We start from the raw sequence: 16,608 nt of genomic DNA on the forward strand, positions 1-16,608 counted from the left end.
CTAGAAGACGTCGACTTATTCAGCGTCGACTCTCTTCACAAATATATTTTGTGTGACCGGAGAATCAGCAAGCTCAAGCTCACGGCCGTTGACGACAATCTTCTCGACGCCACCGATCAAACCGATCCGAATCCGAAGCGTATCTGTTTCGGCACCTTCGATGACGATCGGGTTTTGTTTCGATTGGTTCGGATATTCCGGTGCAAGGAACGCTCCTTCAAGCGATGTATCGCGAACGCCGACATAAGTCGCCGGTGATTCTTTGACGTGAATCTCGGTCGTCAGCTTGTCAGCTGTTGCGATCTCATACGTGAGGTCGGCCCCGTTCGTTTCCGTCACCGCGATCGGTCCGGTTTCTTCTGGCGGCTCTTCCTCGGCCGGTGTTTCTTCGACCGGCGCTTCTTCCGTCGGCTCTTCTTCAGGAACGTCTTCATTTTGATTGATCGTCACGCCTGAAGCCGGTGGTTCAGCCGGTGTCGCGTCCTGTCCGCCTCCAAAATCGAGATTTCTAACGACGTAGTAGACCGCTGTCACAAGCAAGAAGGCGACAAGCACGAGCATGATTTTCGGCACCCATCTCGAGACGCGGCTCGACGTCTCGGAAGCTTTTGAATAAGTTTGCTTACGTGATAATTGAGCGGTCGGTTGCGGTTCGATTTTCGGTAAATCTTTTGCATATGTCTCGTAAAGCTCATCGACATCAAGACCGAGCGATTCCGCATACGTTTTGATGAACGCCCGTGCATAAAACGAACCAGGGAGATTTTTATAATCACCTTCCTCGATCGCGATGATATAGCGTTTTTGAATCTTCGTCGTCTGCTGAATTTGGTCAAGCGTCAGACCGCTCGCCTCACGCCTTTGTTTCAAAAAAGTCCCTAGTTCTGTCAAAGGGGTCCACACCTTCCATTCAATTAATTATTCAAACCATTCTGCTTCACGATTCGTTTCTTGCGGAATGATGATGATTTCATCTTGGTTGTTTCGCAGTTCGATAATATAGTCAAAGTCCTCAAACACGCAATCGGTATTGCGGACGTAAAGATCGGGATGCTCGATCACTTTGACGGCAGGCAGACGCATGACTTCCCGGATCAACTGACGATGACGTTCGTCCATCGTCCGCGTCGAAACGGCGCCGTCGATTATGTAGACGTGATCGCCTTCTCGTTCTTCTTCAAACAGTGACGTCCGGACCGTCTGTTTCATGAGCGTCGACGAGAGAAACAGCCAACGCTTGTTTGCGCAGACGCTCGCCGCGACGATCGACTCCGTTTTGCCGACGCGCGGGTTGCCCCGGACACCGATCAACAGATGTCGTTCTTCTTTCATCAGTTCAGCGACAAAATCGACGAGTACTCCCAAATCTCCACGCACGAAGCGAAACGTCTTTTTGTCGTCGTTGTCGTGTTCGATATAGCGGCCGTGACGGATCGCAATCCGGTCCCTCAGTTTCGGGCGGCGGAGTTTGATGACGACGATTGCTTCCATCTTCCGCAAAATATGCTCGAGCCGATGGACGTGATCGGCGGCCGGTGCCTTGAGCAACATCCCACGACGTTGCAGATCGACCCCGTTGATGGTCACGATCGAGATTTGGAGCATCCCCATCAGCGAGGCGATATCGCCGAGGATACCGGGGCGATTTTGGCAAAGTTCATATTCGAGATACCATTCTTCGAACTTATGATCCATCTCGTCCACCCTTTCCGAATGTAGGCTCGCTACCTTGTTCATTCTAAATTATTTTAGAAGAATTGAAAAGAACTCGTTTCAACCGAGACGACAAAGTTTTTACTGCCAACCGCCATCGACCCGTAACACCGTGCCGGTCACGTAGGACGCGGACGGTGAACAGAGGAAACGGATCGTCTCGGCAACTTCTGTGACATGACCGAGACGGCCGAGCGGAATCTCATCTCTAACGTCTTGTTTCGTCTCTTCTACCGTATCATTCATCGGCGTCTCAATCCACCCCGGCGTGATGGCATTGATGCGAACATTGAACGGGCCGGCCTCGCGCGCGAACGCTTTGACGAAGCCGAGCTGTGCCGCTTTGACGGTCGAGTACATCACTTCTCCGGCCGCTCCGACTTCCCCCCAGACGCTCGAGACGATGACGATGTCGAGCGGGCGATCGTAAGCTTTTTGCCCGACGACGTGTTGAACGAGTCGAACCATCGCGCGCACATGAACGCGATAGAGACGATCGAGTTCAGTGATGTCCGCGTCGACGAGCAGCCCGTAGGCGTGATTACCGGCGACGTGAATAATCCGATCGACCGCGCCGACCGTAGCGAGCCAGGCGTCTAGCTCCTGGTCGTCGCCGAGGTCGCACGTGACGACTTGTCCTGACAAACCCTCTGTCTTCACGAACGCTTCGAGCGCTTCCGTGTTCGCGTACGCATGTAAGATGAGCTCATCATCGCGAAAGGAAAGGGCGACGGCACGACCGATCGCCCCACTCGCCCCGGTGATGAGTGTCGTCATGGTTTTTTGACGACACAGACGGTCCGTTGATCCGGTTTGAACAATCGGTCATACGTGTCGTATAGGTCTTCAAGCGTGACCGCGTCTAGCAGCTCAGGCAAATCGAACATGTTCCCGCCCGTTAGCGCGTAGCGTGAAAATTGGTTGGCGATGAACTCGGGTGAGTTGAGCGCCTTCAAAAACTGCCCTTTCATCATCCGCTTCTTACGGTCGAGTGTCTCATTTCCGATGTCGAGCGGACGCTCGAGCACCTCGGTGATGCGGGCGACGAACGCATCGACATGCGGTGTCTCCATCGACAGCACGGCGAAGGCGAACGATTCTTCCGACGTATAGTCGAACGAGAAGGCATCATCGATCAACCCTTCGGCGTAAAGCTCTGCATAGAGCGGCGCCGTCGTGTCAAACAAGGCGTGCATGAGCAGTTCGACGGCCAGTTCTTGTTTCATCCCGTCTTCCCCGGCGCGTGGCGTGTCCTTGTAGCCGATCATGACTTTCGGGACTGATACGTCCATCTCGATGACACGCGTGGCTAAGCGGACCGTTCTCGGCTCTTGCACGTGTTCGCGTTCAGTGAGTACAGGCGGTTCGAACGTTTTCGCGGCCTGATTCGAACGGATCTGTTCGAGCACGATGTCAGGGTCGATGTTACCGACGACGAACAGCGTCATGTTACTCGGATGATAGAACGCTTGATGACACGCATAAAGGTCAGCGGCCGTGATCGCGCTGATCGACTCGATTGTTCCGGCGATATCGATTTTGACCGGATGCGCTTCATACATCGCCTCGATCAAACCGAAATAAAGACGCCACCCTGCGTTGTCTTGATACATTTGAATCTCCTGGCCGATGATGCCTTTCTCTTTCTCGACCGAAGCCTCCGTAAAGTACGGATCTTGGACGAAATCAATCAACGTCTTTAAGTTTGCCTCGACGTTTGACGTGGCACCGAACAAATAAGCGGTCCGGGTGAATGATGTGAAAGCGTTCGCCGACGCCCCGAGCTGTCCGAACTTCTGGAACACATCGCCGTCCTCTTTTTCGAACATTTTATGTTCAAGGAAATGGGCGATGCCGTCGGGTACTTCGATCCAGTCGTCCGTTTTGAAGCGGCGGTCGATCGAACCGTATTTTGTCGTGAATGTGGCGTACGTCTTTTCATATCCAGCTTTCTTCAGCAAGTAGACCGTCAGCCCGTTATCGAGAACGACGTGATGAATCGTCTCACCGACGTTTGGAAAATCTAGTTTCATGCTGTCCCCCCCTTTAAACAATAAATCGCCTTCAGTTTGATTTGACTCGAGAGCGCGGCCACGTCTTCTCGCGTGGTCCGGGCAAGGATGGCCATCTCTTCTTCGAGTGAGAACGGACGGATGTCCGAGCCACTCATCCAGGCGATCAGTTGACGCGGACTGTCACCGAGTTGGCGCCGTTGATGGAACAACATCTCTTTCGTCTGCTCAAGCGTCATGTCATCGAACCCTCCTGCTTGCAGGTCGGCAAGTTGGTCGGCAATGATTTGTTCTGTTTTTACTTGGTTCAAGGCATCGATCCCGGCGTAGACGAACAACATCCGGCTAAGCGAACTGTATTGCGACGCCGCATAGTACGCCAAGCTCTCCTTTTCACGGACGTTCATGAACAGTTTCGAGTGTGGGAACCCACCGAACAAGCCGTTGACGACTTGCATCTTGATTGCGTCCTCGCTGCGCGGGTCAACGTTGGCCTCATAGGCGAGGTGAAGTTTACTCTGCTTCACGTCCTGCTGTTCCTCAAGTCGTTGAAACTCTCGGTCGACCGGTTCAGGATACTCTCGGACGAGCGGCGAGCCGAGTGTCTCGAGTGGCAAAAACGCCTCGGTCACTTGGTCACGCGTGACGTCCCCGACGACGTAGACGTCGATGCGGTCGTGTTTGATCATGGATGTGTACGCTTCATAGAGCGATCGCGGCGTCACCTGGTCAAGTTGTTCGAGTGTCCCGAGCGACGGGATCGCGAGTTCTCCGCCGAGCAGTTCTTGCAATCGCTGCTGGGCGAAGCGCATTTTATCATCGTATACCGACTCGATGCGTTGACGCTGCAGACGGGATTCTTGTTCGACGATAAGCGGTTGGAACGCGCCGTCGTAAACGTTCGGGCGGAGCAACACTTCTTCTAGTAGCTTGATCGCTTGAGACAGGACCGGTTCCCCGACGAGCCGATCGTTCACAACTTCTAGTTGGAACTGGATGACATGCTCTTTCCCGACTTTTGACGCACCGGCGAATAGGCTGGCATCATATAATTGCTCGAGCGGTGTATGAAACAGTTCAATCGACGGATACGCCGCCGTCGCTTTTTCCATGACGTACGGCAGTAGCGCCCGGTCGGCAATCGTCTCTGCAGACAACGGCGCCGCGAACGAGACGAGACACGTCGTCGTTTTAAATTTATCGGTCGGATAGACCGAGTAGTGGAGCTGGTTACGGAATTGTTCGATCCCTTTCATGAATCATCTACTCCTTTTTCGTTTTCGGTTGGAACACGGACGCACCGCGCGCATACTCTTGATCGGGTACGCCCGCCACCACGTTGGCATAACGGGCGGCCGTGAACAAGTAATCGCTTAAGCGGTTATAGTAAGACAATTGACGAACGGCCGCATCGATGTTGACGAGCTCGCGTTCGACGCGGCGACAGACCGTCCGGGCGACGTGCAGACTCGCCGAGGCCACGCTGCCCCCCGGCAGAATGAAGCGGACGAGTTCTGGACACTTCGTCTCTAGTTCATCGATCCACGTCTCGAGCTCGGTGACGATCGCTAAGTCGACTTGCTGCGGCGGATCTTGTTTGTACATCAGTTCTGAACCGAGGTCGAACAGATCGTGCTGGATTTTCGTCAGTTGATGCCGTAACGTCGCGTCCGTCTGGTGCGCGAGCGCGAGACCGATGTGACTGTTCAATTCATCTAACAATCCCATCGCCTCGATTTGCGGATGTACTTTCAAGACGCGTCCGCCGATCAATGACGTTTCACCCTTGTCGCCTCCACGTGTATATCGCTTCATGTCATTTCCTCCTCTATGCCACAAATGGTGACCCATAGGAGTCACCATTGTCGTTATGATTGCGGTTGGTCGTAAGGGAGCCGAATCGTGAACGTCGTCCCTTCGCCGTACACGCTCGTGACGTCGACCGTGCCATGATGGGCGTCGATGACGTTCTTGACGATGGCGAGTCCGATGCCTGTTCCGGTCTTCCCGCCGCTCGTCCGGGCCTTGTCCGCTTTATAGAACCGCTCGAACACAAACGGCAAGTCCTCTTTCGGGATCCCGCTGCCGGTATCGGTCAAACAGATCAAGAAACCGTCCGCTTCTTCGGTCGCCTCGAGCCGAATCGCTCCGCTCTCGGTGTGGGCGATGGCGTTGCCGATCAAGTTCGTGAACACTTGTTCTAACCGGTCCCCATCCGCTTCAATCATCCGCTTCGGAGCCACGGTCGACAACGTGATCCCTTTCTCGTTCGCCATCTGGTTAAACTTGCGCATCACCCGCGGTAAAAATTCGCCGAAATCGAACGCCGCGAACTGCATCGTCTCTTTCCCTGATTCGATTCTCGCCAAATCGAGTAAATCGTTGACGAGCCGGGCAAGCCGTAACGACTCGTCGTAAATGATCGAAGCGAATTCTTTCGTCGCCTCGTCACTTTCGGTCATGCCGTCGATGATCGCCTCGGAATAGCCTTGGAGCGTCACGAGCGGTGTTCGCAACTCGTGGCTGATGTTGGCGACGAAGTCTGTCCGCATCTTGTCGAGGCGGTGACTTTCGGTCGTATCACGGATGACGACGACCGCTCCCTCGAAATCTTCCTCCCCGAGGAGCGGTGTGACCGTCAACGTGTAGTAGTGATCGTCTTGCTTCACTTCAATCGTCTTCTCAGGCGCACCGCCGACGACGTCTTCGTAGAGCGCGAGCACGACTTCGTGCGGTTGATCGTCGTGCAATAACGGCTGTGCCTGCGGGTTCGTCACGATCACGTTCGCATGGCGATCGAGCGTGATGACACCGTCTGCCATCGAACGTAGAATCGAAGCGAGCTGCAGCCGTTCGCGGTCGAGCGCGTTCACGTATGTCGACAGCTGGCTGCTCATCGCATTGAATGAACCGGCAAGTTCACCGATTTCATCATTCGATTTCTGGACGAGCCGCAGATCGAACTGTCCTTCACCCGTCTTATTGACGGCGTCCCTCATCTCACGTAGCGGGGCCGTGATCCGGGTCGATAAGAAGAAAGCGAACACGGTCGTGACGATGATCGCCGAGGCGACCGTCCAAAAGATGATCGTCCGCGCCCCTTCATTCGCGCTTGAGATCGCATTGAGCGGCTCAATCAAATAGAGTGTATACTCGCCCGTCTCAAGAGAGAACGTCGTCCGATACGCCAAGGCAGCCTGGTCATCGAACGACGAGAAGTTCCCGATCGCCGTCTCCCCTACAGCTTGATAAGGACCCCATGACTGACGTCCGAGTTCGGTCATCAAGCCATCGACTTCCGTGCCGAAGTTCGAACGGACCGACCCGTTCTCTAAAATATAGTTCGCTCCGTATACTTCGATGATTTGGTCGACCGTCCGTGACGAATCGCCTTCCTCTAGCAAGACTGACTGGACTTGTCCACCGAGTTTCGCTAAATGCCCACGTTCCTGATCAATATGGAACGAGTTGAAGAACTCGAGCATAAGGACGGATACGATGAACAAAATCAGGCTGACCAACACGAGGATCGTCAGCCACAGCTTCGTGACAATACTATTGCGGCGAATCATCACTCACTGACGACTTCAAACTTGTATCCGACACCCCATACCGTCGTGATCATTTGGGCCGCGGATGGAGAGACGCGGTTCAATTTCTCACGAAGCCGTTTCACGTGCGTGTCGACCGTTCGAAGGTCTCCGAAAAATTCATAGTTCCATACTTCTTTTAACAGTTGCTCCCGCGAGAACACTTTATCGACTTGTTTGGCCAGGAAGAATAACAGCTCATACTCTTTTGGCGTGAGGGCGATTTCTTCCCCGTCGACCGTGACACGGTGTGCGTCATTGTCGATCGTCAAATGCGGGAACACGATCAAGTCTTTCGACTTTTCGGCCGTTTGCAAAAACTTTGTCGAACCTGAGCGACGGAGTAGCGCCTTGACGCGCAAGACGACTTCACGAGGACTGAACGGTTTAACGATGTAGTCGTCTGCGCCGACCTCGAACCCTTGAACCCGGTCGATCTCCTCACCTTTCGCCGTCAGCATGATGACAGGTGTCGCTTTCGTTTTACGGAGTTCGGTACACACCTCGACCCCGTCCATCTTCGGCATCATCAAGTCGAGCAAGATGACGTCAAAGTCGCCTTCAAGTGCGAGTTGAAGCGCTTCTTCACCGTTCGTCGCTTCTTCGATCACGTATTGCTCCCGTTCTAGATACATTTTTAACAGTCGGCGAATTCTTTCTTCGTCGTCGACTACTAGAATTTTTGTTTTATCAGCCATCAACTAAACCTCCCAGAGAACCATTACAAGATGTAGCGAATGTTGCACAATTGTGAACATTTCGCTCTCTTTCATAACTATACCACTCTATTATTTCGCTTAACAACGGTGAGTTGTATGCCCTTACGAAAAAGAAGCCACCGAAGTGACTTCTTTTTCATCAAGCGTATGAATGTAATCCGGCGATGACGAGGTTGACGAACACTAAGTTGAACATGATGACGGCGAATCCGCCGACACAGAGCCATGCTGCTTTCGTCCCCGTCCAGCCCCGCTGGATGCGCATATGCAAGTAATAAATATAGATGAGCATCGTGATGAGCGCCCATACTTCTTTCGGGTCCCAGCCCCAGAAACGGTTCCAGGCAATCTGCGCCCAAATCATGGCGAAGATGAGCCCCCCGAGGATGAAGACCGGCAACCCGATCGCGATCGAACGGTAGCTGATCTCGTCCGCGAGGTCAAGATCGACTTTCTTCGCGAGCGGTTGCAACGCTTCCGCAATACGTTTGCGTAAGACGACGAACCGGAGCACGAGGTAAATGACGGCGCCAGCGATAACCGACCAGAGCAACGTGTTCAACTTCAACGTGTTGATGAACGTCGGCAATTCGAGCGATAGTCCACTCGCACCTGATAACAGTTGTGCGCCTTCCGGTACGAACAAGATCGGCATGAAGTATTCGTACGACTCTTGCGTACCGCGGTCATTCGTAAATTCGACGACTCCGCCGGCACCGATTGCTTTAAACAGCATCGATACGAGGATGAAGCCGAGCGTGCACATGAGGACGAACATCGTCACTTCTAGCCATGTGCGCGATTTCGATTGTTCGCGCATCGACGTCTCGTTCAGCAAGAAGATCAAGCCCGAGGCGAAACTGATGGCGAGAATCCCTTGACCGAGCGCGGCCGTCGTGACGTGAATTTTCAACCAGACACTGTTCAATGCCGGAATGAGCGGCGCCACTTCGCTTGAGAACATCGATGCGAACGCGATGACAAGAAGCGCCACCGGCATGGCGAACAAGCCGAGCACATCGTTTTTATAGATCCCGTAGACGACGAGAAAACCGAGCACCATCATCATTCCGAAGAATGTCGTATACTCGTAAAGGTTAGAGACCGGCGCGTAGCCGACCCCGATCCAACGCATGATAAAATATCCCATTTGGGCGACAAAGCCGATGACGGCTAGCGTGAACGCATACTTACCGTAAGCGATCCGGTTGACGTTTCGGTCTTTGCGCATGCCGCTGACCGCGATTGTGAACAACACGGTCGCCACGGCGTAAAGAATGAACGCGATCAAGAGCAGGCGGCTGCTCCACTGAATCCACTCCATTATGATTCCCCTCTTTCTTTAGTTGAGTCGATGTCTGCCTTTTTTTCGAACCGAGCCTGGTCTTCCCAAATCGGCAGCCCATTTTTTTCTAGGAGCGGTGTGATCTCGCGGTGAAGCGACGACGGGTTCTTGTTCGTGAATCCAGCCACGAGCACGTCCGTCTCGTTATGACGTCGAATCCAGACCCGGCGGTGCGGCCAATACATCCCCATGACGATCCCGATCATGAAGATCGTCCCACCGACAATTAAAATCGGATACGTCGAGTCGCTCTTGACCCGAAGTCCGCTCGTACTCGCCATTTCCGTTCCTGCGAACTGGATCGCGTAACGATTGTCTTCATCGGCAACGTTCAATCGAATCCCGATCAAGTTCGATTCGGTCGTCCCATCCGGGTTCTCGACCGCTAAGAAGAAGGCAGGGTTCAACGCCCGTGGTGACTTCGTATCCGGCTGTCCGTTTCGAACTTCAAAGTCCGGATACAAGTCGTTGAGCGTCACCGTGACCTCGCCGAGATCGTATGTCGTCTCAGGGTCCGTCAAGTCAACCGTGAACGGTCCGTATATGTCACCTGTCTGTTTGTCACCGACGTTAAACGACATCGACAAAAACTCCGGTCGGCTTGAATACTGTTCCTGATACACTTCGTACTTATCAAATTTGAACGGATGGTTCACTTTCGTCGAACCGGTTTCGACTTCCTCGAGTTGCGGCGATCCGTCCTCGTTCGTTCCGGTCTTCTTGAACAGTGTCAGTTCCGTCTCATAGTTTTTCGGGACAGCACCGGCTTTTTCAATCGCTTCGGCGAACTTGGCGTCCTCCGCATTATTTTCTGGATCATACATCTCGAGGATGAACTGATCGTTACGAATGTAATACGTGTCATCGGTCGCCTCGAGCGCGACCGTGTCCCCTTCTCTCACCCATTCGAGCGTATCGGTGTGAAATGCCGGGAAGACGCGGAGCATCGCCCCCATAAAGAAGATGACAAGCCCGATGTGGTTGATGTATGGACCCCAACGACCAAACCGATACTTCTCGGCGAGTAGCGCATCGCCGTCGCGTTTTACATGATAACGCTTAGACTTCAACGCCTCACCGAGCGCGTCGATCTGTTCGTCCGTCCCTTTACCTTCACCGATCAGGCGTTGCCCGCGCATGAAGCGATCGGTGCGTCGGACCGGTTGATATTTCAACGCTTTATACAACGGAAAGAATCGATCGATCGAGACGACGATCAGTGACAACGTCAGCATCACGATCAACGTGATGTACCACCACGACGTATATAAGTTATGGAATCCTAACGTGTAATAAATCGTTCCTGGCGTGCCATATTCTTCGGTATAGTATTGACTCGCCGGCAATTGTTGCGGAATATACATCTCTTGCGGAAATGTCGTCCCGACCGCAGAACCGACGATAATGAGTCCAATCAACCAAAGACCGACTTTGACCGATGCAAAGAAACTCCAGACACGGTCAATCCAAGATCTCGGACGACGCTTCGACCGTAAATCGGCGCCGTCGTATTTCATATCTAGCATGTGTGCGCCCCCCGTTCGCTTACAATGACTTCTCGGCTAACTCTAACAGTTTCTCTTTCGTGAGTTCGCCTTCATACTTTTCAATGACTTTTCCGTCGGCATCGATGACGAACGTCACCGGTAAGTTATAAATGCCGTACGCCTTCTCGACTTCGCTACGTGTATCCATCAAGATCGGATAGTCGAGTTCGACGCCGAGGTCATTGATAAAGTTGTCGACCCGCAGCGGCGTCTCACCGACGTTCACGGCCCAAAAATCCACGCCCATATTTTGAAGCGTGGCATAGTTGTCTTGTACGACCGGCATCTCTTTCTCGCACGGTTCACAGAACGTACCCCAGAAATTTAACAGCATCCCTTTCCCATCATACGTTTCGCGCTCGACCATCGTCGTACCGTCAAGACTGACGAGTTTAAAGTTCGGCGCGTCGTCTCCGGCCTCGACCCGGCCATCGTTCCCGGCCTGCTCGATCAATTGCATGATGACGACCGCACCGGCAAACAGCACCATCGTCATAATCATGAGGCGCCAAAATGACCGCTTTTTCTTATGGGCCATCGCTTGATTCATCCGATCGCCTTGTTTCGTCTCTTTCGTCATGATTTCACACCATCCTTCAGTTGCTATTGTACTGAAAAAACAACGATAACGCACATTAACAGACTTTTTTCATCTTTTTGTCACAGAATCTCCACAAAAGAAAAAATCATCCTGTGTAAGGACGATTTTTAACTTGTTATTTTTTCTTTTTCTTGCCTCGTGGTTCATTTGGCACGACCGGGTTCGCGAGCTCACGGAGCTTGCTCACTTCCTTGCGTGACAACTCGCGCCAGTCGCCTGTCGTGAGTCCGTCGAGCGTCAAGAAACCGAACTGTTCGCGCTTCAGTTTGATGACTTCCGAACCGACTGCTTCGAGCATGCGTCGAATCTGACGGTTGTGCCCTTCCGAAATGACGATTTCGAGAATCGCCGAGTTCTTCTTATGGTCGACTGTCTTCATTCTGACTTTCGCGCTGCCCGTCTTATAACCGTCATCGAGCTCTAAGCCTGACTCGAGCTGCTTGATAGCGATATACGAAGGGATGTTTTTCACTTTCGCGACGTAACGTTTCGGGATTTTGAACTTCGGATGAGTCATCATGTTCGAGAATTCTCCGTCGTTCGTCAAGATGATGAGTCCCGTCGTATTGTAATCGAGACGACCGACCGGGAAGACACGTGACCCTGGTGGGACGAGATCGGTAACGACTTTGCGTCCTTTATCATCGTCGACCGTCGACACGTAGCCGCTCGGTTTGTAGAGCACGTAGTAGACGTGTTCTTCCTGTTCGATTTTGACGCCGTCGACTTCAATCTCCGACTTCGGTCCGACTTTCGTCCCGAGTTCACGAACGACTTTGCCGTTAATGCGAACCCGTCCGTCTAAAATCATTTCTTCGGCTTTACGCCGTGAGGCGATACCCGCTTGGGCAATCACTTTTTGTAAACGTTCCATTTAATCATTCTCCAATCTATCTTCCGTAATCGAAGTTGGCTGGCCGAAGAACAGATCGCCTTCGTCTGCCAACTCGTCAACAAACGTTAATGGTGGCAACTCCTCGAGTGAATTGAATCCGAAATGGTCAAGGAAATGCTCGGTCGTCCGGTACAGTTTCGCGCGCCCGATCGTCTTCGCCCGGCCGGCTGATTCAATCAGTCCTTTTGACAACAACGTATGAATGACGCGTTCGACTTTGACACCGCGGACTTCCTCGATATCGGCCCGTGTGACCGGCTGCTTGTAGGCGATGATGACGAGCGTCTCCATGGCCGCACGAGACAGCGCCTGTTCGGCCATCGTCCCGACATACCGTTGAATGTACTCGGACACGTCCGGGATCGTCACAAGCTTGTACACGCCGCCCGATTCGATCAATTGAAACGGACGCCCCGAATCCGTGAACGACGCCCCTAGCTTATTCAATTGTTCGCGGGCAGCGGCCTCAGAAATATCGAGCGTATCTGCTAGCGCCCGGACTTCCATGCCCTCTTCTCCGACGACAAACAATAGGCTTTCAATGATCGTTTCATAAGACAACAACGGCTTCATCCCTTTCCTTTGACGCTTCGACAAACGAAATGTGAATATCTCGGTCGACTTGCTTTGTCGTGACGACTCGTAACTTAATCAACTCAAGCAGCGCCATGAACGTGACGACGAGGTCGGACACGTCCGGCCGTTCTTCGAAGAATGCAAAAAACGACGTGTTCCGGTTCGCCGACACATGTTCATGCAAACGGGTCATCTGCTGTTCGAGCGTCCGCTCTTCCCGCTTGATCGTCTTTTTACGCCGTTCTTTCCAACGCTTCCGCTCGACCATCTTTGAATAGGCGTGCAACAAATCTGAAAAGTTGAGCGGTCCATCGTAAGGTTGGACCAGTTCAGACATGTACCGTGTCAAATCTTCGCCGGGACGGCTATATAGTTCGAGCCGTTGCTCTTCCTGCTCGCGCATGAAGACGACCGCTTCTTTATAAGCTTTGTATTCAATCAACTGTCGAATCAACCCTTCCCGAGTCGGCTCTTCGCCGAAATCCGGAATCTCATCGTCCTCGATCGGGACCGGTGGCAACAGTTGTTTGCTCTTTAATTGGAGCAACGTCGCCGCCATGACCAAATATTCACTGGCCACATCGAGCTCAAACTTTTGCATCGTCCGGATAAAGGCGACATACTGGTCCGTGACTTCCGAAACAGAGATGTCGGCGATATCGAGCTCCATCTTGCCGATCAAGTGGAGCAGCAAGTCGAGCGGGCCTTCGAACGTATCGATTTTGACGTTATACGCTTCCATAGAGACACCTGCCATTTAACATTTTTGCGCTTTAGTATAACATGTTTTGTAGTACAGTGACCACGAAAGGAGAAAATTGATGCTTACCCCTTTTTATCAGTATACGTTGCTGTTTGAATGTCATGCCGATTATTTCGAGTGCCACGAGGTGCTCGAAGAGGCGTGGCAGGATGGGAACCGTGAACATCTCGGCTATGCCGTCTTGATCCAGTACGCCGTCGCCCACTACCACTTCCGCCGGGGCAATACGGCCGGGGCCGTCAAGAGCGTCGCTGCATTGAAGCAAAAGCTTCCTTTGGCCAAAAGCGCTCTTGAACCGCTCGGCATCGACATGGAGGCGTTCACACGCGACTTGGAACGTTGGCCGCTCTCGGACACACTCCCGCTAGACGAGCCGACACGCCGACAAATCGACCGGTTGAAACCCACGTTCGAACCGACCTCCCTGACTTTCGACGAGCTCGTCCATAAACATATCCACCGTGACCGGACGCCCGTCGTTGAAGAGCGTCTGCTCGCGCTAGAACAACGACAAAAAGCTAGGCGCTGAGCCTAGCTTTTTATATCGAGACTTGATTCCATTTATCGAGCAAGTCACTCGTCTTCCCGTGACCGACAAGCGTCAAATCGAGCGGTAACAAGTTCCGCGTCTCATCGAGCAGTTCATATGAACGTTTTTCGCCACGGAACGAAGGCGACAAGGCGATATGATGGATGCACATCGTCGTCTCAAGCTGTTCCATCCCGATGATCCCGACGAAGTCTTCTTCGACTTTCCACAAGTAGAGGAACTTCGAAGCATCTTCCTCGTAAGACCGTACGAGTTCGAGAAGGGCGAGCGGAGACTTGTCGCTACATGAAAATGCGAGCAGCCCCATCGCCGTCTTCTCGTGCGATTGTTTATACTTCACCAGCATGGCTGGTCTCACCACCTTTAGTCAGACATGTTTCACGAAGTGATCACGTGAGAGACATGGCTCATTGTGCCATAACGTTTAGGCAGAAATCAATTCTCATCCCAAACTTTGACTTCAGCCATCTTCGTGCCTTGGCGAAGTTTGACCGCGTGTTCAAGGCCTGACGTCACTTTACCGAACACAGTATGAACCCCATCAAGGTGCGGTTGTGGCGCATGGACGATGAAGAACTGTGATGAGCCCGTGTTGCGCCCAGCGTGTGCCATCGAAAGCGAGCCGGCTTCATGTTTGTACGGGAACGAAGTCGACGTCTCGCAAGGGATCGTTTTACCTGAACCGCCCATACCTGTTCCGTCCGGGCATCCGCCTTGACTGACGAAGCCTGGGATGACACGGTGGAACGTCAATCCGTCGTAGAAGCCGCGGTTCGCGAGCTCTTCGAAGTTGTCGACCGTGATCGGTGCTGCGTCATGGAATAAATCAAATTCAATCATTTCACCGTTCTCTAATTTCATTGATCCTTTTTTCATATGGAAATACCCCTTTATGTTCATATAGTCAATAATCACTCACATTACCCATCTTATCAAAAAAAGACGTCTGCCTCCACTGTTTTGTGGAAACAGACGTTCTGACTTACTGGATGACCGCGTGGACGAGCGGACGTGCCTCTGGTTGAGTGGCGCCGATCGTGTAAGCATGATCCATGCGTTCAAGTGCCGAAGACATGTCTTCGATGTTTGAACGAAGGACCGCGATGACGTCACCCGCCTCGACTTTGTCGCCGACTTTCTTCTCGAGCGTGATACCGGCCGCGAAGTCGATCAAGTCGTCCTTCGTTGCCCGTCCCGCTCCGAGGAGCATCGCTGCGACACCGACCTCGTCCGCGATGATCGATTCGACGTAACCGGCTGTCTTCGCGACGAACGTCGTCTCAAATTGCGCTTGCGGGAATTTAGTCACATCATCGACGAGTGAGGCGTCCCCACCTTGTGCCGCGACGAACTGACGGAATACTTCAAGCGCGTGACCGTCGGCCATCCGGCGTTCAAGATCGGCGTATGCTTCGTCAAACGTCTTATAAAATTCACCGAGGACGGCCATATGACCGGCGATCGTGAGTGCGATCGTTTTCAAGTCTTTGACGTCTTTCCCAGACAATACTTCAATCGCCTCTTTCACTTCGTTCGCGTTCCCGATCTCAAAGCCGAGCGGTTGATCCATATCGGTGATGACGGCGATCGTCTTGCGACCGACGTTTTTCCCGATGGCGACCATCTCTTCAGCAAGTGCTTTCGCGTCGTCGAACGACTTCATGAACGCACCAGACCCTGTCTTGACGTCAAGGACGATGCTGTCGGCACCGGCCGCGATCTTCTTCGACATGATAGAGCTCGCGATGAGCGGGATCGACTCGACCGTCGCCGTCACGTCGCGGAGCGCGTAAAGACGTTTGTCGGCCGGCGTCAAGTTGCCCGTCTGCCCGATGATCGACATCTTGATGTCGTTCACTTGCTTCGTGAACTGAGCTTCTGTCAACTCGACGTTGAACCCTGGGAATGATTCGAGCTTGTCGATCGTCCCACCTGTATGACCGAGCCCGCGCCCGCTCATTTTAGCGACCGGGATACCGATCGATGCGACGAGTGGGGCGACGATCAAACTGATCTTGTCACCGACGCCACCCGTTGAGTGCTTATCGACTTTTTTCCCTTCAATTTTAGAAAGGTCGATGACGTCACCTGACTTGACCATTTCCATCGTCAACGCCGCCGTCTCTTTCTCGGTCATGCCATTGAAATAAATCGCCATCGACAAAGCAGACATTTGATAGTCTGGAATCGTCTCATTCGTGAAGCCTTCCACGACGTAGCGGATCTCCTGTTCGTTTAATTCTCCACCGTTACGTTTTTTCAAAATCAAATCGACCATACGCATAAGTTTCGTCCTC

At 52.8% G+C, this 16,608-nt stretch carries 18 protein-coding genes; 1 reads left to right on the forward strand and 17 read right to left on the reverse strand.

Annotation, left to right across the window (positions count from 1 at the left end):
- Positions 1-15: 15 nt before the first annotated feature.
- The 14 genes from KNP77_RS07855 to KNP77_RS07920 all read right to left on the reverse strand — a co-directional run bounded on the left by KNP77_RS07855 (position 16) and on the right by KNP77_RS07920 (position 13,740).
- Positions 16-870, reverse strand: coding sequence for a helix-turn-helix domain-containing protein (locus KNP77_RS07855; RefSeq protein ID WP_233589550.1), 855 nt, complete (start codon positions 868-870; stop codon positions 16-18).
- Positions 871-918: 48 nt separating this feature from the next.
- Positions 919-1,695, reverse strand: coding sequence for a YmfK family protein (locus KNP77_RS07860; RefSeq protein WP_071397654.1), 777 nt, complete (start codon positions 1,693-1,695; stop codon positions 919-921).
- A 99-nt stretch (positions 1,696-1,794) separates the two neighbouring features.
- Entirely contained in the window at positions 1,795-2,490 is a 696-nt protein-coding gene (gene ymfI, locus KNP77_RS07865; RefSeq protein WP_131489684.1) for an elongation factor P 5-aminopentanone reductase, read from the reverse strand.
- Positions 2,487-3,746: an EF-P 5-aminopentanol modification-associated protein YfmH gene (gene yfmH, locus KNP77_RS07870; RefSeq protein WP_131463660.1), complete on the reverse strand. Its 1,260-nt coding sequence runs from the start codon at positions 3,744-3,746 to the stop codon at positions 2,487-2,489. The genes ymfI and yfmH overlap by 4 nt, the downstream gene beginning before the upstream one ends.
- Positions 3,743-4,981, reverse strand: coding sequence for an EF-P 5-aminopentanol modification-associated protein YfmF (yfmF, locus tag KNP77_RS07875; RefSeq protein WP_214889933.1), 1,239 nt, complete (start codon positions 4,979-4,981; stop codon positions 3,743-3,745). The genes yfmH and yfmF overlap by 4 nt, the downstream gene beginning before the upstream one ends.
- 7 nt (positions 4,982-4,988) lie before the next feature.
- Positions 4,989-5,540, reverse strand: coding sequence for a cob(I)yrinic acid a,c-diamide adenosyltransferase (locus KNP77_RS07880; protein ID WP_070327122.1), 552 nt, complete (start codon positions 5,538-5,540; stop codon positions 4,989-4,991).
- A gap of 53 nt (positions 5,541-5,593) precedes the next feature.
- Positions 5,594-7,297 (reverse strand): HAMP domain-containing sensor histidine kinase, encoded by a 1,704-nt coding sequence (locus KNP77_RS07885; protein ID WP_214889980.1) that lies wholly within the window; start codon positions 7,295-7,297, stop codon positions 5,594-5,596.
- On the reverse strand, positions 7,297-8,013 hold the full coding sequence (locus KNP77_RS07890; protein ID WP_070327120.1) for a response regulator transcription factor: 717 nt from the start codon (positions 8,011-8,013) through the stop codon (positions 7,297-7,299). Before KNP77_RS07890 ends, KNP77_RS07885 begins: the two co-directional genes overlap by 1 nt.
- Positions 8,014-8,173: 160 nt before the next feature.
- Complete coding sequence (gene ccsB / locus KNP77_RS07895) at positions 8,174-9,358, reverse strand: c-type cytochrome biogenesis protein CcsB (protein WP_071397659.1); 1,185 nt, start codon at positions 9,356-9,358, stop codon at positions 8,174-8,176.
- Complete coding sequence (gene resB, locus KNP77_RS07900) at positions 9,358-10,905, reverse strand: cytochrome c biogenesis protein ResB (protein ID WP_236633376.1); 1,548 nt, start codon at positions 10,903-10,905, stop codon at positions 9,358-9,360. Before resB ends, ccsB begins: the two co-directional genes overlap by 1 nt.
- Before the next feature lie 19 nt (positions 10,906-10,924).
- The gene (locus KNP77_RS07905; RefSeq protein WP_214889937.1) at positions 10,925-11,506 is read right to left on the reverse strand and encodes a redoxin domain-containing protein; all 582 of its coding nucleotides are present in this window, start codon (positions 11,504-11,506) and stop codon (positions 10,925-10,927) included.
- A gap of 136 nt (positions 11,507-11,642) precedes the next feature.
- Positions 11,643-12,401, reverse strand: a complete 759-nt coding sequence (locus tag KNP77_RS07910; protein WP_071397662.1) for a pseudouridine synthase — start codon at positions 12,399-12,401, stop codon at positions 11,643-11,645.
- Positions 12,402-12,995 (reverse strand): SMC-Scp complex subunit ScpB, encoded by a 594-nt coding sequence (gene scpB, locus KNP77_RS07915; RefSeq protein ID WP_173647368.1) that lies wholly within the window; start codon positions 12,993-12,995, stop codon positions 12,402-12,404. It abuts the gene before it with no gap.
- Positions 12,973-13,740, reverse strand: a complete 768-nt coding sequence (locus KNP77_RS07920; protein WP_070327115.1) for a segregation and condensation protein A — start codon at positions 13,738-13,740, stop codon at positions 12,973-12,975. The genes scpB and KNP77_RS07920 overlap by 23 nt, the downstream gene beginning before the upstream one ends.
- Positions 13,741-13,819: 79 nt before the next feature.
- On the opposite strand from KNP77_RS07920, the gene KNP77_RS07925 reads away from it, so the two are divergent.
- Positions 13,820-14,290: a DUF309 domain-containing protein gene (locus KNP77_RS07925; protein WP_070327114.1), complete on the forward strand. Its 471-nt coding sequence runs from the start codon at positions 13,820-13,822 to the stop codon at positions 14,288-14,290.
- Between the two features lie 10 nt (positions 14,291-14,300).
- On the opposite strand, the gene KNP77_RS07930 is transcribed toward KNP77_RS07925, so the two are convergent.
- The 3 genes from KNP77_RS07930 to KNP77_RS07940 form a co-directional block, all read right to left on the reverse strand.
- The gene (locus KNP77_RS07930; protein ID WP_070327113.1) at positions 14,301-14,657 is read right to left on the reverse strand and encodes a GCN5 family acetyltransferase; all 357 of its coding nucleotides are present in this window, start codon (positions 14,655-14,657) and stop codon (positions 14,301-14,303) included.
- A gap of 89 nt (positions 14,658-14,746) precedes the next feature.
- Positions 14,747-15,187, reverse strand: a complete 441-nt coding sequence (locus KNP77_RS07935; RefSeq protein WP_035386247.1) for a peptidylprolyl isomerase — start codon at positions 15,185-15,187, stop codon at positions 14,747-14,749.
- A 106-nt stretch (positions 15,188-15,293) separates the two neighbouring features.
- Positions 15,294-16,595 carry a pyrimidine-nucleoside phosphorylase gene (locus KNP77_RS07940; RefSeq protein WP_071397663.1) on the reverse strand — a complete coding sequence of 434 codons (1,302 nt, stop codon included), beginning with the start codon at positions 16,593-16,595 and terminating at the stop codon, positions 15,294-15,296.
- Positions 16,596-16,608 lie beyond the last annotated feature (13 nt).

Origin of the sequence: Exiguobacterium sp. s142 (genome assembly GCF_018618455.1) — a bacterium.
In the GTDB taxonomy this organism is placed as follows: domain Bacteria; phylum Bacillota; class Bacilli; order Exiguobacteriales; family Exiguobacteriaceae; genus Exiguobacterium; species Exiguobacterium aurantiacum_A.